Source organism: Pseudomonas sp. TH15 (assembly GCF_016651105.1).
Taxonomy (GTDB): domain Bacteria; phylum Pseudomonadota; class Gammaproteobacteria; order Pseudomonadales; family Pseudomonadaceae; genus Aquipseudomonas.
On sequence record NZ_JAEKEL010000001.1, the window covers coordinates 181,913 to 201,870 of the forward strand.

Annotated in this window: 19 protein-coding genes; 6 read left to right on the forward strand and 13 right to left on the reverse strand. The window is 60.4% G+C overall.

The genetic code is table 11. From position 1 onward, the window contains the following. Positions 1-269: 269 nt before the first annotated feature. The 5 genes from leuS (at position 270) to JFT87_RS00885 (ending at position 6,379) form a co-directional block, all read left to right on the forward strand. The gene (gene leuS / locus JFT87_RS00865; protein WP_201198147.1) at positions 270-2,876 is read left to right on the forward strand and encodes a leucine--tRNA ligase; all 2,607 of its coding nucleotides are present in this window, start codon (positions 270-272) and stop codon (positions 2,874-2,876) included. Between the two features lie 87 nt (positions 2,877-2,963). Then, positions 2,964-3,569, forward strand: coding sequence for an LPS-assembly lipoprotein LptE (locus JFT87_RS00870; RefSeq protein WP_201198148.1), 606 nt, complete (start codon positions 2,964-2,966; stop codon positions 3,567-3,569). Between the two features lie 39 nt (positions 3,570-3,608). Next, on the forward strand, positions 3,609-4,646 hold the full coding sequence (gene holA / locus JFT87_RS00875; protein ID WP_201205038.1) for a DNA polymerase III subunit delta: 1,038 nt from the start codon (positions 3,609-3,611) through the stop codon (positions 4,644-4,646). A 184-nt stretch (positions 4,647-4,830) separates the two neighbouring features. Continuing rightward, a complete protein-coding gene (gene arfA / locus JFT87_RS00880; RefSeq protein ID WP_056744572.1) occupies positions 4,831-4,995 on the forward strand; it encodes an alternative ribosome rescue factor ArfA in 165 nt (54 codons plus the stop codon). Positions 4,996-5,056: 61 nt separating this feature from the next. After that, on the forward strand, positions 5,057-6,379 hold the full coding sequence (locus JFT87_RS00885; protein ID WP_201198149.1) for a lytic murein transglycosylase: 1,323 nt from the start codon (positions 5,057-5,059) through the stop codon (positions 6,377-6,379). Positions 6,380-6,472: 93 nt separating this feature from the next. Here JFT87_RS00885 and JFT87_RS00890 read toward each other — a convergent pair whose 3' ends face one another. From JFT87_RS00890 to JFT87_RS00950, 13 genes are all read right to left on the reverse strand, one after another. Further along, positions 6,473-7,423, reverse strand: coding sequence for a S66 peptidase family protein (locus JFT87_RS00890; RefSeq protein ID WP_201198150.1), 951 nt, complete (start codon positions 7,421-7,423; stop codon positions 6,473-6,475). Positions 7,424-7,598: 175 nt separating this feature from the next. Beyond that, entirely contained in the window at positions 7,599-8,624 is a 1,026-nt protein-coding gene (lipA, locus tag JFT87_RS00895) for a lipoyl synthase (RefSeq protein ID WP_446739711.1), read from the reverse strand. A gap of 1 nt (position 8,625) precedes the next feature. Beyond that, a complete protein-coding gene (gene lipB / locus JFT87_RS00900) occupies positions 8,626-9,273 on the reverse strand; it encodes a lipoyl(octanoyl) transferase LipB (protein WP_201198151.1) in 648 nt (215 codons plus the stop codon). After that, on the reverse strand, positions 9,273-9,548 hold the full coding sequence (locus JFT87_RS00905; protein WP_201198152.1) for a DUF493 domain-containing protein: 276 nt from the start codon (positions 9,546-9,548) through the stop codon (positions 9,273-9,275). The genes lipB and JFT87_RS00905 overlap by 1 nt, the downstream gene beginning before the upstream one ends. A gap of 86 nt (positions 9,549-9,634) precedes the next feature. Then, on the reverse strand, positions 9,635-10,792 hold the full coding sequence (locus tag JFT87_RS00910) for a D-alanyl-D-alanine carboxypeptidase family protein (RefSeq protein ID WP_201198153.1): 1,158 nt from the start codon (positions 10,790-10,792) through the stop codon (positions 9,635-9,637). Positions 10,793-10,977: 185 nt separating this feature from the next. Next, positions 10,978-11,991, reverse strand: coding sequence for a septal ring lytic transglycosylase RlpA family protein (locus JFT87_RS00915; protein WP_201198154.1), 1,014 nt, complete (start codon positions 11,989-11,991; stop codon positions 10,978-10,980). Continuing rightward, entirely contained in the window at positions 11,991-13,001 is a 1,011-nt protein-coding gene (gene mltB / locus JFT87_RS00920) for a lytic murein transglycosylase B (RefSeq protein WP_201191913.1), read from the reverse strand. The genes JFT87_RS00915 and mltB overlap by 1 nt, the downstream gene beginning before the upstream one ends. 17 nt (positions 13,002-13,018) lie before the next feature. After that, entirely contained in the window at positions 13,019-14,122 is a 1,104-nt protein-coding gene (rodA, locus tag JFT87_RS00925) for a rod shape-determining protein RodA (protein WP_201205042.1), read from the reverse strand. A 31-nt stretch (positions 14,123-14,153) separates the two neighbouring features. Next, entirely contained in the window at positions 14,154-16,049 is a 1,896-nt protein-coding gene (gene mrdA / locus JFT87_RS00930; RefSeq protein WP_201198155.1) for a penicillin-binding protein 2, read from the reverse strand. A 10-nt stretch (positions 16,050-16,059) separates the two neighbouring features. Further along, positions 16,060-16,527 (reverse strand): 23S rRNA (pseudouridine(1915)-N(3))-methyltransferase RlmH, encoded by a 468-nt coding sequence (rlmH, locus tag JFT87_RS00935; RefSeq protein WP_003185785.1) that lies wholly within the window; start codon positions 16,525-16,527, stop codon positions 16,060-16,062. A 9-nt stretch (positions 16,528-16,536) separates the two neighbouring features. Then, entirely contained in the window at positions 16,537-17,031 is a 495-nt protein-coding gene (gene rsfS, locus JFT87_RS00940) for a ribosome silencing factor (RefSeq protein WP_131063098.1), read from the reverse strand. Between the two features lie 74 nt (positions 17,032-17,105). After that, positions 17,106-17,795, reverse strand: coding sequence for a nicotinate-nucleotide adenylyltransferase (gene nadD / locus JFT87_RS00945; RefSeq protein ID WP_201198156.1), 690 nt, complete (start codon positions 17,793-17,795; stop codon positions 17,106-17,108). A gap of 1 nt (position 17,796) precedes the next feature. Continuing rightward, positions 17,797-19,068 carry a glutamate-5-semialdehyde dehydrogenase gene (locus tag JFT87_RS00950; RefSeq protein ID WP_201198157.1) on the reverse strand — a complete coding sequence of 424 codons (1,272 nt, stop codon included), beginning with the start codon at positions 19,066-19,068 and terminating at the stop codon, positions 17,797-17,799. Between the two features lie 188 nt (positions 19,069-19,256). On the opposite strand from JFT87_RS00950, the gene JFT87_RS00955 reads away from it, so the two are divergent. Continuing rightward, positions 19,257-19,952, forward strand: coding sequence for a DNA-3-methyladenine glycosylase (locus tag JFT87_RS00955; RefSeq protein WP_201198158.1), 696 nt, complete (start codon positions 19,257-19,259; stop codon positions 19,950-19,952). The last annotated feature ends 6 nt before the right edge of the window (positions 19,953-19,958 follow it).

A 19,958-nucleotide genomic window follows, 5' to 3' on the forward strand; every position in this document is an offset into this window, starting at 1 on the left:
TGAAGATAAGACTCACTCCCCAATTAGGAGCTTAGCTTCCATGAACAAACCGGCTGAACCCTGCGACCAACGGCCCTCGCAGCAGGTTTGGAGCCAACTTTTGCATGTAATCAGGGTTTCCCTCGATAGAGTGCGGTCATGTATGCTACGGCGCTTCCTGTAACTCCACTTCCAGCTCGTCTGGACACCGAACCGCCGATTTGGCGAGATCACCGTCCAGCGTTGCATTGAAGAGGATTAGGCCACCCCTATTCAGTTCAAAAGTAGCCATGCACGAACAATATCAGCCCCGTGAAATCGAAGCCGCCGCCCAGTCGTTCTGGGACGAGCAAAAGTCCTTTGAAGTCAGTGAACAGCCAGGCAAGGAGACTTTCTACTGCCTGTCGATGTTCCCTTACCCCAGCGGCAAGCTACACATGGGGCACGTGCGCAACTACACCATCGGCGACGTGATCTCCCGCTACCAGCGCATGCAAGGCAAGAACGTCCTGCAACCCATGGGTTGGGACGCCTTTGGCATGCCGGCAGAAAACGCCGCGATGAAGAACAACGTAGCGCCCGCCAAGTGGACCTACGAAAACATCGCCTACATGAAAACCCAGCTGCGCAGCCTGGGCCTGGCGGTGGACTGGTCCCGCGAGGTGACTACCTGCAAGCCTGATTACTACCGCTGGGAACAATGGCTGTTCACTCGCCTGTTCGAAAAAGGCGTGATCTATCGCAAAAACGGCACCGTGAACTGGGACCCGGTCGATCAGACCGTCCTGGCTAACGAACAGGTGATCGACGGTCGCGGCTGGCGCTCCGGCGCGCTGATCGAAAAGCGCGAAATCCCGATGTACTACTTCAAGATCACCGCTTATGCGGATGAGTTGCTGTCGAGCCTCGACGACTTGCCGGGCTGGCCTGAACAGGTCAAGACCATGCAGCGCAACTGGATCGGCAAATCCCGCGGTATGGAAGTGCAGTTCCCGTACAACGTCGATTCCATCGGCGAAAGCGGCGTACTGAAAGTCTTCACCACCCGTCCGGACACCCTGATGGGCGCGACCTACGTTGCCGTGGCCGCCGAACACCACTTGGCCGCCTTGGCCGCGCAGAACAACCCTGAGCTGCAAGCGTTCATCGCTGAATGCAAGGGCGGCAGCGTTGCTGAAGCCGACGTCGCCACCCAAGAGAAAAAAGGCCTGCCGACCTCGCTGTTCGTCGAGCACCCGCTGACCGGTGAGAAGCTCCCGGTGTGGGTCGCCAACTACGTACTCATGCATTACGGCGATGGCGCGGTAATGGCGGTTCCGGCGCACGATGAGCGCGATTTCGAATTCGCCACCAAGTACAACTTGCCGATCAAATCCGTGGTGCGCACCAGCTCCGGCGACACCAACCCGTCGCCATGGCAAGACGCTTACGGCGAACACGGCACGCTGATCAACTCCGGCGAGTTCGACGGCCTCGACTTCGAAGGCGCCTTCGACGCCATGGAAGTCGCGCTGATCAAGAAAAACCTTGGCGCCTCGCGCACTCAGTTCCGCCTGCGCGACTGGGGCATCAGCCGTCAGCGCTACTGGGGCTGCCCGATCCCGATCATCCACTGCGACACCTGCGGTGATGTGCCGGTCCCGGAAGATCAACTGCCCGTCGTACTGCCGGAAGACGTCGTTCCGGATGGCGCGGGTTCGCCACTGGCACGCATGCCTGAGTTTTACGAGTGCACTTGCCCGAAATGCGGCCAGCCTGCCAAGCGTGAAACCGACACCATGGACACCTTCGTCGAGTCCTCGTGGTACTACGCCCGTTACGCCTCGCCGCACTATGAAGGCGGTTTGGTCGAGAAATCGGCGGCCGACCACTGGTTGCCGGTGGATCAGTACATCGGCGGTATCGAACACGCGATTCTTCACCTGCTTTATGCGCGCTTCTTCCACAAGCTGATGCGCGACGAAGGCCTGGTGAGCTCCAACGAGCCGTTCAAGAACTTGCTGACCCAAGGCATGGTGATCGCCGAGACTTACTATCGTCGCGAAGCCAATGGTGCCTACACCTGGTTCAACCCGGCGGACGTAGAACTTGAGCGTGACAGCAAGGCCAAGGTCATTAGCGCCAAACTGATCTCCGACGGCCTGCCGGTGGAAATCGGTGGCACCGAGAAGATGGCCAAGTCGAAGAACAACGGCGTCGACCCACAGTCGATGATTGACCAGTTCGGTGCAGACACCTGCCGCCTGTTCATGATGTTCGCTTCGCCACCAGACATGAGCGCGGAATGGTCCGACTCCGGCGTCGAGGGTTCGCACCGCTTCCTCAAGCGCGTCTGGCGTCTGGCTCAAGCGCACGTCACTCAGGGTCTGCCGGGCAAACTTGACGTCGCCAGCCTGAACGACGAGCAGAAAGCCGTTCGCCGCTCGATCCACCTGGCCATCAAACAAGCCAGCCAGGACGTCGGCCAGCACCACAAATTCAACACCGCCATCGCCCAAGTGATGACGCTGATGAACGTGCTGGAAAAAGCCCCGCAAGGCACCGAACAGGATCGCGCGCTGCTTCAAGAAGGCCTGGAAACCGTGACCTTGCTGCTGGCTCCAATCACGCCGCACATCAGCCATGAGTTGTGGAATCAGCTGGGTCACGCCGATCCTGTGATCGACGCCGGCTGGCCGGTGCAAGATGACAGCGCTTTGGTACAGGACAGCCTGATACTGGTCATCCAGGTCAACGGCAAACTGCGCGGCCAGATCGAAATGCCGGCCAGCGCCACCCGCGAAGAAGTCGAAGCCGCCGCACGGGCCAATGAAAACGTGCTGCGCTTCGTCGATGGCCTGACTATTCGTAAAGTGATTGTAGTGCCTGGGAAACTGGTCAATATCGTCGCCAGCTAATTGGATCAGGCGCCAGGTGAGCCTGGCGCCGCGTAAAACCTTTCGGGCCGCACGGTCGGCCCACATGGTTTCAAGGGGAGCAACAAGATGATCAAACGCAACTTGCTGGTGATGGGCCTCGCAGTCCTGTTGAGCGCCTGCGGTTTCCAGCTGCGCGGCACCGGCACTACCGAACTGGCGATCAAGGAACTCGACGTGAGCGCCCGCAACGCTTACGGCGAAACCGTGACGCAACTGCGCCAAGTGCTGCAGAGCAGCGGCGTCAAGGTCTACACCGGAGCACCGTATAAGCTGATTCTGACGGATGAGCAGGAAAACCAGCGCATCCTCAGTTATGCCGGTGCCGGCCGTACAGGTGAGTACCAGGTGACCACGGTGCTGAACTACGAAATCCGTGGTGAGCACGATCTGACACTGAAGAGCGACAAGCTCGAAGTTGAGAAGATCTTCATTCACGACGGCAACAACCTGGTGGGTTCCGACCAGGAAGCCAACACTGCCCGCGTAGAAACCCGTCGCGAACTGGTTCAGCGCATGATCCTGCGCCTGCAACAGATCACCCCGGCTCAGCTGGATCAGTTGCAAGCGACCGCGAATGCACGTGCCAAGGCTGACGCCGATGCACTGCAAGCCGCGCAGAAGGCTGAAGCGGAAACCCCGCGTCAGTCGCCCGTCGAAATCCCGCAGCAGTAAGACTTACGGGGCGCTCAGGCGCCCCGTTTGCCCTCTCTTATGAAACTCGCCCCCGCCCAACTCGCCAAACACCTGCAAGGCGCCCTTGCGCCGGTCTACGTCATCAGTGGCGATGACCCACTGTTGTGCCAGGAGGCAGCCGACGCCATCCGCGCGGCTGCTCGTCAGCAGGGTTTTGATGAACGCCAGGTCTTCGCCGCCGACGCCAGTTTCGACTGGGGTACGTTGTTGCAGGCCGGTGCCAGCATGTCGTTGTTCGCTGAAAAGCGTCTTCTGGAACTTCGCCTGCCGTCAGGCAAGCCGGGTGACAAAGGCGCCGCCGCGTTTATCGAATACTGTGGGCGCCCGGCCGAAGACACCGTACTGCTGATCAGCTTGCCCAAGCTCGATGGCGCCGCCCAGAAAACCAAGTGGGGCAAGGCGCTGGTTGAAGGTTCACAGACCCAGTTCTTGCAGATTTGGCCGGTGGATGCCAACCAGTTGCCGAGCTGGATTCGCCAGCGGTTGTCCCAGGCCGGGTTGTCTGCCAGCCAGGACGCTGTCGAACTGATCGCCGCACGGGTCGAGGGCAACCTGTTGGCCGCGGCCCAGGAAATCGAAAAGCTCAAGCTGATGGCCGAGGGTGGCCAGATCACCGTCGAAACCGTGCAGGCTGCCGTCGCCGACAGTGCACGCTTTGACGTGTTCGGCCTGACCGACGCGATTCTCAACGGCGAAGCCGCCCACGCCTTGCGCATGCTCGAAGGGCTGCGTGGTGAAGGCGTCGAACCCCCGGTCATTCTCTGGGCCCTGGCCCGTGAACTGCGCTTGCTGGCCAGCCTGGCGCTGCAATACAGCCAGGGCGTGCCGCTGGACAAAGCGTTCAGTTCGGCCCGACCACCGGTCTGGGACAAACGCAAACCACTGATGAGCAAAGCCCTGCAACGCTACTCCGCGCAACGCTGGGCGCAGTTGTTGCTGGAAGCGCAGCGCATTGATGCGCAAATCAAAGGCCAGGCCGCCGGTTCGCCGTGGATGAGTTTGAGTCGGTTGTCGTTGTTGATGGCCGGGCAGAGATTGTCGTTGCCGGCCGAGTAAGATCAAAAGCAAGATCAAGAGATCGCAGCCTTCGGCAGCGCCCACAGGCGCGTAGGAGCTGCCGAAGGCTGCGATTTTTTGATCTTTCTTCCTACAAAACTCACATCCATCTGCCCTATAGACAGAACCCAAACTTCGGCAGATTATTTCCCCCGCAAAACCCACCTACCTGTGAGATTTCATCATGAGCAAAAAGCCATCCAAGCATGGCCCCAACAAGGCCAAATCCATCATCGCCCAGCCACTGTTCCGCAGCCGTCAGGAACCCGCCGGCAAGGGCAAAGGCAGCTACCGCCGCGAAGCCTTCCAGTCTAATAGCTGGGAGGCTTCTTACTTTCTGGCCGCTTAAAGCAGAACACCCCTTCTACATGTTAAGGTCTGCATCTGATTCGTATTCCCTGGACCTGTGCATGCCCCTTCGTCTTTCCCGTCGTTGGCACCTTCGCCAATTGATTGCTGCCTCCAGCCTCATACTGCTTGTCGCCTGCGCGGAAAAACCGACCGCCGCCGACGCCCAACCGCTTCAGACTCTCCCCGTCACAACGGCTCCTGCGGTCATACCGCCAGTCGTGCCGACAGGCGACGACCTCGACATCCAGCCGACGCAGACCTTCGCTGAATGGCAGGCCGGTTTCCGCAAGGACGCCCTGGCCGCCGGCATCCGCGCCGATCTGTTCGACCGCGTGTTCGCCAATGTCAGCTTCGACGAAAGCGTCATCCGCGCCGACCGCAGCCAACCGGAATTCTCCCGCCCGGTGTGGGAATACCTCGACGGTGCGCTGTCGCCGTTGCGGGTTCGCAAAGGTCAGGCCTTGGTCGGCCAGTACGCCGATATCCTGCAAAGCATCGAACAGCGTTATGGCGTTGATCGCCAGGCACTCGTTGCGGTCTGGGGCATGGAGAGTAACTTCGGGCAGTTCCAGGGCACCAAGTCGGTGATCAACTCCCTGGCGACCCTGGCCTATGAAGGACGACGCCCGGGCTTTGCTCATGCGCAGTTGATTGCGGCCCTGCAAATCCTGCAACAGGGCGATATCACGCCGGAGAAAATGCTTGGTTCCTGGGCCGGCGCCATGGGCCAGACCCAATTCATTCCGACTACTTACAACACCCACGCCGTGGATTTCGATGGCGACGGTCGCCGCGACATCTGGGGCAGCCCGGCCGATGCCCTGGCCTCGACCGCGCACTACCTGCAAAGCTCCGGCTGGCAGAAAGGCCAGCCGTGGGGCTTCGAAGTGCAACTGGCTGGCGGCTTCAACTATGCCTTGGCCGACGGCGCCATCCGCAAAAGCGTCGCCGAATGGCTGCAAATGGGCGTGACCCTGCCCAATGGCGAACAGGTCCCGGCCGGCGCTGAACACCTGTCTGCCGCTCTGTTGTTGCCGGCGGGCTATCGCGGCCCGGCGTTCCTGATCCTCGACAACTTCCGGGCGATCCTGAAGTACAACAACTCGTCGTCGTACGCCTTGGCGGTGAGCCTGTTGTCGGAGCGTTTCCACGGCGCCGGCCTGATCAGCGGCACCTGGCCGAAAGATGATTTGCCGCTGAGTCGAAGCGAGCGGATCGAACTGCAAAACCTGCTGAGCGCCCAGAACTACGAGGCCGGCAACGCCGATGGCATCATTGGCGCCAACACCCGCAAGGCGATCCGTAGCGCCCAACAGTCGTTTGGCTGGCCGGCGGATGGGTATCCGACGCACAAGTTGCTGGAAGGTTTGCGCAGCCGCTAAAAGCTTCGCGGGCAAGCCTCGCTCCTACAGGGTTATGTAACTCCTGTAGGAGCGAGGCTTGCCCGCGAAGACTGACTAACTGGCAACCGCGTTCTAACGCCTGACCACCACATCCTGCTCCAACACCAACACCTTATTCCCCGCATCCAGCCGCACCAACGCCCCCATCGGCAACGTCAGGTTCGGCTCACAATGCCCGCTACGCCAACCGGCCAGTACCGGAATCCGCAGCGGCTCGAAGGTTTGCTTGAGCAGCAATGCCAGCGCAGCGGCGTCAACCCCCGCCACATCCCCGACCAGAACCCCGCGCAATTTGTGCAGCGTGCCCGCCAGGCGCAATTGCGTCAGCAGCCGGTCAATGCGGTACAGCGGCTCGTTGACGTCCTCGATGAACAGAATCACACCCTCTGCATCCATTTCGTATGGCGTGCCCATGATCGAGGCAATCATCGACAGATTGCCGCCCAGCAAGCGCCCATGAGCGATGCCAGGCTCGATAGTGGTCAACGGGTAGGCCACCGGGTGGGACAACACGCTACCCGCCTTCACCTGCCCGCGCAGCATGCTGAAGAACGACGACTCGGTCGGCTGCTGCTTGTCGCCCAGCAGGTCGGCGTTGAGCAGCGGACCATGAAAGGTCACGAAACCTGCGTAACGACTGATCGCCACGTGCAGCGCGGTGATGTCGCTGTAGCCGATAAAGGGCTTGGCATTGGCACGCAACAAGTCGAAGTCGATGCGATCCAGCAAGCGCGGCGTACCGTAACCGCCGCGCAGGCAAATAATCGCGTCGACCTCGGTGTCGGCGAAGGCACCGTGCAGGTCATTGAGCCGCACATCGTCACTGCCAGCCAGGTAGCCGTCTTTCTCGTAAACGCCGGGGAATACCCGCAGCGAATAGCCTCGGGCGCGCATCCATTGCAGCGCCCTTTCAGTGTCCAGCGGCGCGGGACCAGCGGGCGCAATCACGCCGATCACCCCTTCCGACGGCAAGGCCGGTACAGGTGCGTGAGGAAAAAGGGTATGGGTCGGTCGAACGGTCATCCATGAATCTCCCTGCGTTAAAACTTCTGCACACAGTAGTCAGGAACGGGAACAAACAGAAGAGGGTCAGTTGCGCCGCGCATTGCAGGAAAAGCCTCTGCTGGAGGTAGGCAAAGCAAAAAAACGCCCGCAAGGCCTGAAAAGCCATGCGGGCGTTTTTTGTGTCATCGGCAAATCACAAGGACGACATCAGCTCGGCTTTAACCAGCTTCGCCTGCTCGTCGGCATGGTACGAGGAACGCACCAACGGGCCGGAAGCCACGTTCTTGAAGCCCATCTTGTAACCTTCCTCGGCGAACCAGGCGAACACGTCCGGGTGCACGAAACGCTGCACCGGCAAGTGGCTGCGGGACGGTTGCAGGTACTGGCCGAGGGTCAGCATGTCGATGTCGTGTTCGCGCATGCGCTTCATGACTTCGATGACTTCTTCGTCGGTCTCGCCCAGGCCCAGCATCAAGCCGGACTTGGTCGGAATGTGCGGCATCATCTGCTTGAAGCGTTGCAGCAGGGTCAGCGACCACTGGTAGTCCGAACCCGGACGCGCAGCCTTGTACAGGCGCGGCACGGTTTCCAGGTTGTGGTTGAACACATCTGGCGGCTCGGTGGCGGTGATTTCCAGCGCCACGTCCATGCGCCCACGGTAATCCGGGACCAGGGTTTCGAGCTGCACGTTCGGCGACAGCTTGCGGATCTCGCGGATGCAGTCGGCAAAGTGCTGGGCACCGCCGTCACGCAGGTCGTCGCGGTCCACCGAAGTGATCACCACGTACTTGAGCTTGAGGTCGGCGATGGCGATGGCCAGGCTTTGCGGCTCGTTGACGTCCAGTGGCTTCGGACGACCGTGGCCGACGTCGCAGAACGGGCAGCGACGGGTGCAGATGTCGCCCATGATCATGAAGGTCGCGGTGCCGCCGGAGAAGCACTCGCCCAGGTTCGGGCAGGACGCTTCTTCGCAGACGCTGTGCAGCTTGTGTTTGCGCAGCAAGGCCTTGATGCGGTCGACTTCCGGGGAAACCGGGATGCGCACGCGAATCCAGTCAGGCTTCTTCGGCAGTTCGGTGGTCGGAATGATCTTTACCGGGATGCGTGCAACCTTCTCGGCGCCGCGCAGCTTGACGCCGGCTTCAACCTTGGCACGCGGGGCCGGGCGCTCGGTAACATCCAGCGTCGGGATCATGGTTTGCACTGCATCAGTAGTCATATCAGTCGATTCCGCCCGTGAGGGTCGTCTGCTCAGCATAGTCGAGGTGTTTGACGAGCTGCGCGCGCAGCCGGGCACTTACCTCGGCAAATTCAATCGATCCTGCGTGATCGCTCAGCTGGGTCATCGCCAGCCCGGCGTAGCCGCAGGGATTAATCCGTCGAAACGGTTCCAGGTTCATGTCCACGTTCAGGGCCAGGCCATGAAAGGAACAACCGTGGCGGATCCGCAGACCCAGAGAAGCGATTTTCGCCCCGTCGACGTAGACGCCCGGCGCGTCTGGCTTGGCTGCAGCAGTAACGCCATAGCTGGCCAGCAACTCGATCAGGCAAAGCTCCATGCGGGTGACCAGGTCACGCACGCCGAAACCCAGTTTGCGCACATCCAGCAACAGGTAAGCCACCAATTGGCCTGGGCCGTGATAAGTCACCTGACCACCGCGATCAACCTGCACCACCGGGATATCTCCCGGCAGCAACAGGTGCTCGGCCTTGCCGGCCTGGCCCTGGGTGAACACCGGCGGGTGTTCCACCAGCCAGATCTCGTCCGCAGCATCAGTGCCGCGTTCGTTGGTAAAGCGTTGCATGGCATGCCAGACCGGCTCGTAAGCCATCTGGCCGAGCTCACGAAAGCCCAGCGTGCCAGACATCACAACACCATGTGTACGAAACCGGTAGCCCGAAGCTCGCTGTTGATGTCGTACAGCTGGTCTTGACCGGTGGCGATGATGTGCAACTGGATGGTGGTGTACTTGCCGTTGCTGCTTTGGCGTTCGTCCACACGCTCATCGTTGACCATCGCGTGTTTCTTGACGATGTCGATGATCTTTTGCTTGATGTCGACAATGGTGTCGCCGATCACTTTGATCGGGTAGTCATTGGCGGGAAATTCGATCTTTGGCGCCTTTACTTCTGTGTCTGTCATGGCGTAACGGCCTCGTAAGCGTAAGCCGTGGCAACGAACATGGCCCCGCTCCGGATGGGAACGGGGCCATGCTGGTCCACACTAATTCAGTTGAACAAGCCGTAGAAGAATAGACGGATGCTATCCCACATGCGGCGGAAGATACCACCTTCGTCGACCGCGTCCAGAGCGATCAGGTCAGCGCTGTGCACTACCTTGTCGTCCAATTTCACTTCGACTTTACCGATCACGTCGCCCTTGGCGATTGGCGCAACCAGTTGCGGGTTCATGGTCATGCTGGCGGCGAGCTTTTTCAGCTGGCCTTTTGGCAGGGTCATGGTCAGGTCTTCAGCCAGGCCGGCCTTGACTTGATTGGTGGTGCCTTTCCAGACCGGGGCCTGAGCCAGCTCGGCGCCTTTCTGATAGAAGGTCTGGGTTTCGAAGAAGCGGAAACCGTAAGTCAGCAGCTTTTGCGTTTCGGAAGCACGAGCCACTTCGCTGTTGGTGCCGAACACCACGGCGATCAGGCGCATGCCATCACGTACAGCCGAAGACACCATGCAGTAGCCGGCTTCCTCGGTGTGACCGGTTTTCAGACCATCAACGGTCTTGTCGCGCCACAGCAGCAGGTTGCGGTTAGGCTGCTTGATGCCGTTCCAGAAGAACTCTTTCTGCGAGTAGATCGCATAGTGAGCCGGGTCTTCGTGGATGATCGCGCGAGCCAGGATTGCCATGTCATGAGCTGTCGAGTAGTGCTCAGGGTTCGGCAGGCCGGTCGGGTTCATGAAGTGGGTGTTGGACATGCCCAGATCAGCGACCGTTTTGTTCATCAGGTCGGCGAACGCGTCTTCGCTACCGGCGATGTGCTCGGAGAGCGCAACACTGGCGTCGTTACCCGACTGAATGATGATGCCGTGCAGCAGGTCGCTGACAGTGACCTGCGAGCCGACCTTGATGAACATCCGCGAACCGCCGGTACGCCAGGCGTTTTCGCTGACGGTCACCGGATCGTTTTCGCCGATCTGGCCGCGACGGATTTCCAGGGTCGCAATGTACGCGGTCATCAGCTTGGTCAAGCTGGCTGGCGGCAGACGCTGGTCACCGTTGTTCTCAACCAGCACGTTGCCGCTGCTGGCATCCATGAGCACATAGGCTTTAGCGGCCAGTTGTGGTGGCGACGGCATCATCTCGACCGCGAAGGCGGCTGGCGAGATGAGCAGCGGGACTAGAAGGCACAGGCGTTTGGCAAAGGTGGTGATGTTCATCCGTCTCTCGAAATCGCTAATGGAAACTTACCCTAAGGGGCAAAACTAATCAGACAGCTTTCTAACGAGCTGTCGCGTGTTCAGTTGCTCACTCTGTAACCCTTGCCGGGCTTTTGTTCTTCAACGAGCCAACAACCAGGTTCACCCCCCAAACCGCAAGCGAACCCTCAATCTAGTACTGCGTGTTACTCGGCGGTGACCAGGCTCGGTGAACCGAGATTGGCCATTCGCACGCTGTTCTGCACTTGCTGGATCTCACCCTGAGAACCGATCGGCCCCATGCGCACCCGATGCAGTGTCTGTTGGTTGCGCACGATCGAGCTGATGAACACCGGAGCGCTCACCATCCCGCTGAGCTTCGATCTCAGGAGTTCTGCAGCGTCCGGGTTGGCGAACGCGCCCACCTGCAGATACTGGCCAGAGGCTGGTACAGAAGCGTTTTTTTTTGCAGCGATTTGCACAGGCACAGTGTCCGACGCGTGTTGCTGCGGCGGTGGCGTCCACTGCTCGACAGTCCCCGCAGAGGCGGTAATCGTCGGCGCGGCATTTTGCGCTACTTGAGGCTCATTGAGCATCAAAGGCGCCGGACGGCCCTTGGCAGCCCACCACTCTTGCGGATCAATCCCTTCAACCTTGACCCGCGCGGTACCGATTTCGGCATAACCGAGCTTCTTGGCGGCAGCGTAGGACAGGTCGATGATGCGGTCCGAATAGAACGGCCCACGGTCATTGACCCGCAGAATCACGCTCTTGTTGTTGTCCAGGTTGGTCACCCGAACGTAACTTGGCAGCGGTAAGGTCTTGTGGGCGGCACTCATGCCGTACAGGTCATACACTTCGCCGTTGGCGGTGTTCTGACCGTGGAACTTGGTGCCGTACCAGGAAGCTGTGCCGGAAGCGACGTAGCGCTTGGAATCGCTCAACGGGAAGTAAGTCTTGCCCAGCACCGTGTACGGGTTGGCCTTGTAGGCGCCTGTGTGCAGGGTTGGCGTGGCATCCGGGATGCGCGAAACATCGACATCCCACCATGGCGCGCCATCTTTGTGGGCGCGGTTGACATCCAGCCCCGGCATGGCGCGCACGGCGGTTCCAGAGGACTTCTGAGTCGGCGCGCGGCTCGTCGAACAACTGGCGAGCAGCACCGCCAACGCGGCGAATGCCATCAGCTTCAGGGGTTTTTTAATAGGCAATGCCCGCATTACTTGACGCCCCGTGCTTGGACCAGCTGTTCAGACAGTTGATGTACGGCCATGGCGTACATCACGCTGCGGTTATAACGCGTGATCGCGTAAAAATTCTTCAGGCCCATCCAGTATTCAGGGCCATTGTCACCTTCCAGGCGGAAAGCGGTGACCGGCATATCGTCGCGCAGCGCATCATGACTCGACCACCCCAGCGCCCGCAACTCCCCGACGGTTTTTGTCGGCTCGATGCCGGTGGTCAAACCGTCGTCGACCTGATCGCCACGCACGTCGGCGCGGCTGACCACAGGCTCACCGGCCACCCAGCCGTGGCGCTTGAAGTAACTGGCGACGCTGCCAATGGCATCGTCCGGGTTGGTCCAGATATTAATGTGGCCGTCACCGTCAAAGTCCACCGCATAAGCGCGAAAACTGCTTGGCATGAACTGCGGCAAGCCCATGGCACCGGCGTAGGAGCCTTTGAGGGTCAACGGATCGACCTGCTCTTCCCGGGCCAGTAGCAGGAATTCACGCAATTCCTTGCGGAAAAACTCGGCACGGGGAGGATAGTCGAAACCCAGGGTCGACAACGCGTCGATCACCCGGTAATTGCCGGTATTGCGGCCGAAAAAGGTTTCAACGCCGATGATCGAGACAATCACCTGGGCTGGCACACCGTATTCCTGTTCGGCACGGGCCAGTACCGCCTCGTGCTGACGCCAGAAGTCCACACCACGGGCGATGCGCGCGTCGGTGATGAACATCGGGCGATATTCTTTCCACTGTTTAACCCGTTCGGCGGGTTTGGAGATGGCGTCCAGGATTGCCTGCTTGCGTTCGGCTTCACGGAACACAGCCATCAGCTGTTCACCGGCAAAGCCGTAGTCGCGGGTCATTTCACCGACGAATTCGGCCACCTGGGGTGAGCCTTCGTAATCGCCGGCCCGCGTTTGTTCCGCGGTACCAAGGATGCCTACCAGGCCGACCCACGGCGCGTATCGAGTCGCCCAGCCACGCATTGCTTGCATTGAAATCTTCACCTTATTCAAACCTGTGCGATCCACTTACGATGGGTATGGATCGACATCAAAACCCCAAACGCTGACAGCAACGTCACCAGCGAAGTTCCTCCGTAGCTAATGAACGGCAACGGCACCCCCACAACCGGCAACAGGCCACTGACCATACCGATGTTGACGAAAACGTAAACAAAAAACGTCATGGTCAGGCTACCGGCCAGCAATTTGCCGAATAAAGTCTGGGCCTGGGCGGTAATCACCAGGCCGCGACCGATCAACAACAGGTAAATCAGCAACAGCGCACAAATGCCCACCAGGCCGAATTCCTCACCCAGTACCGCAATAATGAAGTCCGTGTGGCTTTCCGGCAGGAAGTCCAGGTGCGACTGAGTACCCAGCAGCCAGCCCTTGCCGAATACGCCGCCGGAACCAATGGCGGCCTTGGACTGAATGATGTTCCAGCCAGTGCCCAGCGGATCGCTTTCCGGGTCGAGGAAGGTCAGGATTCGCTGCTTCTGGTAGTCGTGCATGATGAAGAACCACATCGCCACCGCCACCGGCACCGCCGCGGCGATCACGCTGAGAATCCAGCGCCAGCGCAGACCACCCATGAACAGGACGAATGCGCCGCCAGCAAGGATCAGCAGCGAAGTGCCGAGGTCTGGCTGACGCACGATCAGGATGAACGGCAACCCGATCAGAAACAGACTGACGCCCACATGCTTGAGTTGTGGCGGCAAAGTACGCTTGGAGAGATACCAGGCGATAGTTGCCGGCATCAGGATCTTCATGAATTCCGACGGCTGGAAGCGAATCACCCCGGGAATGTTGATCCAGCGCGTGGCGCCCATGGCGTTGTGGCCCATGACGTCCACCACCACCAGCAACAGCACGCCCAGTACATAACCGATCGGCACCCAACGGGCCATGAACCGCGGTTCGAACTGGGCAATCACGACCATCGACACCAAACCAATGCCGAACGAAGTGGCTTGCTTGGCCAGCAGGTCCCAGCTCTTGCCACTGGCCGAATACAGCACGAACAGGCTGCCGGCGGCGAGGGTCAGCAGCAGGATCAGCAACGGGCCGTCAATGTGCATGCGTTGCAGCAGCGTCGCACGGCGACGCATCACGTCCTCGCTGGAGAGGATGCGATCGAAATTACTCTTCACGGGCCGTAGCCTCCGCGCTGATAGGGCCGGCGTATTCCGGTTTGAGTCGGCCATCCTGGTCCAGGAGCCAGGCATCCATCACTTGTCGCACCACGGGCGCCGCGACGCCAGAACCGGACTCGCCGTTCTCGACCATCACCGACACCACGATTTTCGGGTTATCTGCCGGCGCAAAACCGACGAACAAGGCGTGGTCGCGGTGACGCTCCTGAACCTTGGAGCGGTCGTACTTCTCGCCCTGCTTGATTGCGACCACCTGGGCCGTACCGCTTTTGCCGGCGATCCGGTATTGCGAACCAATGGCCGCTTTACGGGCGGTACCGCGAGCACCGTGCATCACTTGCTGCATGCCGTGGTTGACCTTGGTCCAGTCGGACGGGTCGCGCAGGACGATGTCCGGCATCGGGTTCTCATCCTTCGGCCGCTCGCCCTCGACAGTCTTGGCCAGGTGCGGACGGTTCCATATACCTTTGTTGGCGACCAGCGCCGTGGCCTGGGCCAGTTGCAGCGGCGTGGATTGCATGTAGCCCTGGCCGATCCCCAGAATCAGGGTTTCGCCCGGGAACCAAGCCTGGCGTCGGGTCGCCCGCTTCCACTCGCGGGACGGCATCAGCCCCGGGGACTCTTCGAACATGTCCAGCGAGACCTTTTGGCCAATACCGAACTTGCCCAGGTAGGAGGACAACCGGTCGATGCCGAGCTTGTGGGCCAGGTCATAGAAGTAGGTGTCGTTGGAACGCATGATCGCCGTGTCCAGATCCACGTAGCCGTCGCCGGTACGGTTCCAGTTGCGGTATTTGTGATCGTAGTTGGGCAGCATGTAGTAGCCGGGGTCGAAGACCCGGGTCGAGGCCGTGACCACGCCCGAATCCAGACCGGCAATCGCCACTGCGGGCTTGATGGTCGAGCCCGGTGGGTACAGGCCGCGCAGCACGCGGTTGAACAGCGGCCGGTCGAGGGAATCGCGCAACTCGGCGTAAGCCTTGAAACTGATGCCGGTCACGAACAGGTTCGGGTCGAAACTCGGCTGACTGACCATGGCCAGGACTTCGCCGGTATTGGGGTCCAACGCCACCACGGCACCACGGCGACCACCGAGCGCCGTTTCAGCGGCTTCCTGCAATTTGATGTCCAGGCTCAGGACGATGTCCTTGCCGGGAATCGGATCGGTACGCTTGAGTACGCGCAATACGCGGCCCCGAGCGTTGGTCTCGACTTCTTCGTAACCCACCTGGCCATGCAGCTCGGGCTCGTAAAAGCGCTCGATGCCGGTTTTGCCAATTTGATGAGTACCGCTGTAACCCACCGGGTCCAGAGTTTTGAGCTCTTTCTCGTTGATCCGCCCCATGTAGCCCACGGAATGCGCAAAGTGCGCGCCCTGCGGGTAATGCCGCACCAACTGCGCGACCACTTCCACACCCGGCAGCCGGAACTGGTTCACCGCGATCCGGGCGATCTGCTCTTCGGTCAGCTCAAACAGAATTGGCACCGGCTCGAACGGCCGGCGCCCCTGCTTCATGCGCTTCTCGAAGATCACCCGATCCTCGGGGGTCAGTTCCAGCACCTGGACGATCACGTCGAGCACTTGCTGCCAGTCGCCGGAGCGCTCGCGGGTCATGCTCAGGCTGAAGCTGGGCCGGTTATCGGCCACCACCACGCCATTACGGTCGTAGATCAACCCGCGAGTCGGCGGAATCGGCTGCACGTGGACGCGGTTGTTTTCCGACAGGGTCGAGTGGTACTCATATTGGATGACCTGCAGGAAATACAGCCGCGCGATCAACACACAGATCAGCGCCACCACCGCAATTGCCCCGAACACGACGCGGCCACGCACCAGACGGGCGTCTTTTTCGTGGTCCTTGATGCGGATCGGCTGGGGCATGAGGGCAGAGCTACTTGTGGTAAGGGTGGCCGGACAGCACTGTCCAGGCACGATACAACTGTTCGCCGATCAGAATCCGCACCAGCGGGTGCGGCAACGTCAACGGCGACAACGACCAGCGCTGATCCGCCCGGGCACAGACTTCCGGCGCCAGCCCTTCGGGGCCACCGACCATGAAGTTCACCGTGCGAGAGTCCAGCCGCCAGCGATCGAGTTCGACCGCCAGTTGCTCGGTACTCCAGGGCTTGCCGTGGACTTCGAGGGTGACAATCCGCTCGTTCGGCCCGACCTTGGCCAGCATGGCTTCGCCTTCCTGACGGATGAAGCGCGCCACGTCGGCGTTCTTGCCACGGGTGTTGAGCGGTATTTCCACCAGTTCCAGCGCCAGCTCGGACGGAAGACGCTTGGCATATTCATGCCAGCCTTCTTCCACCCACTTGGGCATGCGTGAACCGACGGCGATCAGTCGCAGTCGCACAGCGGTCCCTTACTGCTGGTCTTTGTTGAGCTTGATGAAATGCTCGTGGGTGTTTTCCGGGCTGTGGTGAGCCGCGTTCAGAGCACGGCTCTGTTCGGCGCCGGACCACAGACGCTCCAGGTCGTAAAACTGGCGAGCCGAAGCGGTCATCATGTGCACGATGACGTCGTCCATATCCAGCAGAACCCAGTCGCTGTCGCCCTTGCCTTCTTCACCCAGTGGCTTGACGCCCAGGGCTTTGACCGCTTCGCGGACCTTGTCCAGCATCGCGCCGATCTGGCGGTTGGAGGTACCGGTGGCGATGATCATGTAGTCAGTGATGCTCTGCTTTTCACGAACGTCGATGACCTGGATGTCCTGGCCTTTAACGTCTTCCAGGGCTGCTACGGCAACCTTGACCAGCTCATCACCCTTCAGGGGCTCGGTGGTGAGAACCGGCTCAGGCAGCGGGGCGCTCTTGAACGTGCCTTTGCGCTTTACTTTAGTTACGTCTTTGTTCGTCATATAAAACTCGTTTTGCTCGTATGTTCGGGCGTTTCAATACACGTCATTTCGTGCCTTGAAACATGCCCTTTTTTTCAGTTCGACGCACGGTAGAGACCGTGCGCATCGATGTAGGCCAGGACCGCGTCGGGCACCAGGAAACGTACCGACTTACCGCTGGCCAGCAGTTGACGGATCTGGGTGGCGGATACCGCGAGCGGTGTCTGCCAGACGAATGCAATCTGTCCGCTCGGCCCTTTTAGGGCCAGCGGGTCGCTCACCGAGCGTGCCGCCAACAGATTGCGCAAGGCATCCGGCGGTTCGCTGTCGGCATCCGGGCGTTGCAGCACCAGGATGTGGCAATGCTGGAGCAACTCTTCCCAGCGGTGCCAAGTGGGCAGGCCGCAAAATGCGTCCCAGCCCAAAAGTAGAAAAACCTGGGTCTCAGCGGCCATTTCGGCGCGCATCAATTCCAGGGTATCGATAGTGTAGGACGGTTTGTCCCGCTGCAATTCACGGGCGTCCACCACCAACGGTGCCACACCGGCCACCGCGCACTCGACCATCGCCAGACGGTCCTGCGCCGACACCTGTGGCGTGTCCCGATGCGGCGGTCTGGCACTGGGTGTCAGACGCAGTTCATCGAGGCCCAACGATTCGGCGACTTCCAGTGCACCGCGCAAATGGCCGATGTGCACCGGGTCGAAGGTTCCGCCCAGCACGCCAATGCGTCGAGGCTCAGCCTCGCCGGCAGTGACCGGGGCTGACGGGTCGAGATCGCCCAAGTCAGACCGACTCCTGTCCGCGCAACTGGCCGTCGCCGACCACGATGTACTTCTCGCAGGTCAGACCTTCGAGGCCCACCGGGCCGCGGGCGTGCAGCTTATCAGTAGAAATGCCAATCTCGGCACCCAATCCGTATTCAAAGCCATCGGCGAAGCAGGTCGGCGTGTTGATCATCACCGACGACGAGTCGACTTCAGCCACGAAACGCCGGGTGTCAGCGAGGTTTTCACTGACGATCGAATCGGTGTGGTGAGAGCCGTACTTGTTGATGTGCTCGATGGCCTGATCCAAACCGTCGACCACGCGGATCGACAGAATCGGCGCCAGGTACTCGGTGTTCCAGTCGTCTTCAGTCGCGGCAACGGCCTCGATGATCGACCGGGTGCGTTCGCAACCGCGCAGTTCAACGCCTTTTTCGCGGAACTGTGCAGCCATCGACGGCAGGAAATCTTTGGCAACGCTTTGATCAACCAGCAAGGTTTCCATCGCGCCGCAGATGCCATAGCGGTAAGTCTTGGCATTGAAGGCGATGCGCTGGGCTTTCGGCAGGTCGGCGTGGGCACTGACGTAGACGTGGCAGATGCCGTCCAGATGTTTGATCACCGGCACACGAGCATCGCGGCTAACCCGTTCGATCAAGCCTTTGCCGCCGCGCGGCACGATCACGTCAACGTATTCAGGCATGGTGATCAGTGCGCCAACGGCTGCACGGTCAGTGGTTTCGACCACTTGCACCACGGCGGCTGGCAGATCGGCCTCGGCCAGGCCGCGCTGGATGCAGGCGGCAATGGCACGGTTGGAATGAATCGCTTCGGAACCGCCACGCAGGATGGTCGCGTTGCCGGACTTCAGGCACAGGCTGGCGGCATCGATGGTCACGTTCGGGCGGGACTCGTAGATGATCCCGATCACGCCCAGCGGCACACGCATCTTGCCGACCTGGATACCGGACGGGCGAAAGCTCATGTCGCGGATCGCGCCGACCGGGTCCGGCAGCGCCGCGACCTGGCGCAGGCCAATGATCATGCCGTCGATCCGTGCCGGGGTCAGCGCCAGGCGTTCCAGCAAGGCAGGCTCAAGACCGTTGGCGCGACCTGCGGCCAAATCCAGCTCATTGGCCGCCGTCAGCTCGCCGCGTGCAGCATCCAGCGCATTGGCAGCAGCCTGCAAGGCGCGGTTTTTCTGCGCAGTGCTGGCACGGCCGATGATGCGCGACGCTTCACGGGCAGCGCGACCCAGGCGGGTCATGTAGTCGAGGACGGACTCAGTCATGGTCAGGAGTGGTCTTTGCTGGATTTTGGAAAAGAGTAAAGCGGCAGATTATAGCTGTCGCGTCTCTGGACTAACAGCGGTGACGGGCGGATGGTCGAAATGGAGGGCAATTTGCCGACGTTCAGCCGTGATTAAGCTGCAAATTGTTATCATCGCGACTCAATCAGCCCTGATAAACGCCGTTCATCATGTCCAACCTGACTGTTCGCGCCGCCCTTTCAGCCCTGCCTACGGCGCTCCCGGACGGGTTTTTCGACCGTGACGCGCAAACTCTGGCCCGGGATTTACTCGGTAAAGTCATCCGTCATCGTGTCGGCGACCTGTGGCTCAGCGCCCGGATCATCGAGACTGAAGCGTATTACTGCGAAGAAAAAGGCAGTCACGCCTCCCTTGGCTACACAGAAAAGCGTAAGGCTTTGTTTCTGGATGGCGGCCACATCTATATGTATTACGCCCGGGGCGGCGATTCGCTGAACTTCAGCGCCCAAGGGCCGGGCAATGCGGTGCTGATCAAATCCGCTTATCCGTGGGTCGATGAATTGAGCGGGCCAGCGAGTCTGGCGCAGATGCTGGTGAACAATCCCGACGCTCAAGGCCGCCCTCGCCCCTCGCAAAAACTCTGCGCCGGGCAAACATTGCTGTGCAAGTCCCTGGGTTTGAAGGTGCCGGCCTGGGACGCCAAGCGCTTTGATCATGAAGTGCTGCTGGTGCAAGACGTCGGCCCGGTCCCCGCCCATATCATTCAAACCACTCGCCTGGGCATTCCCCACGGACGTGACGAACATCTGATGTACCGCTTCGTTGATGCGGCTTATGCGCCGTATTGCACGCGGAACCCGCTGCGACGGGGACAGGTCGAAGGTCGCGATTATTTTTTGTTGTGAACACAA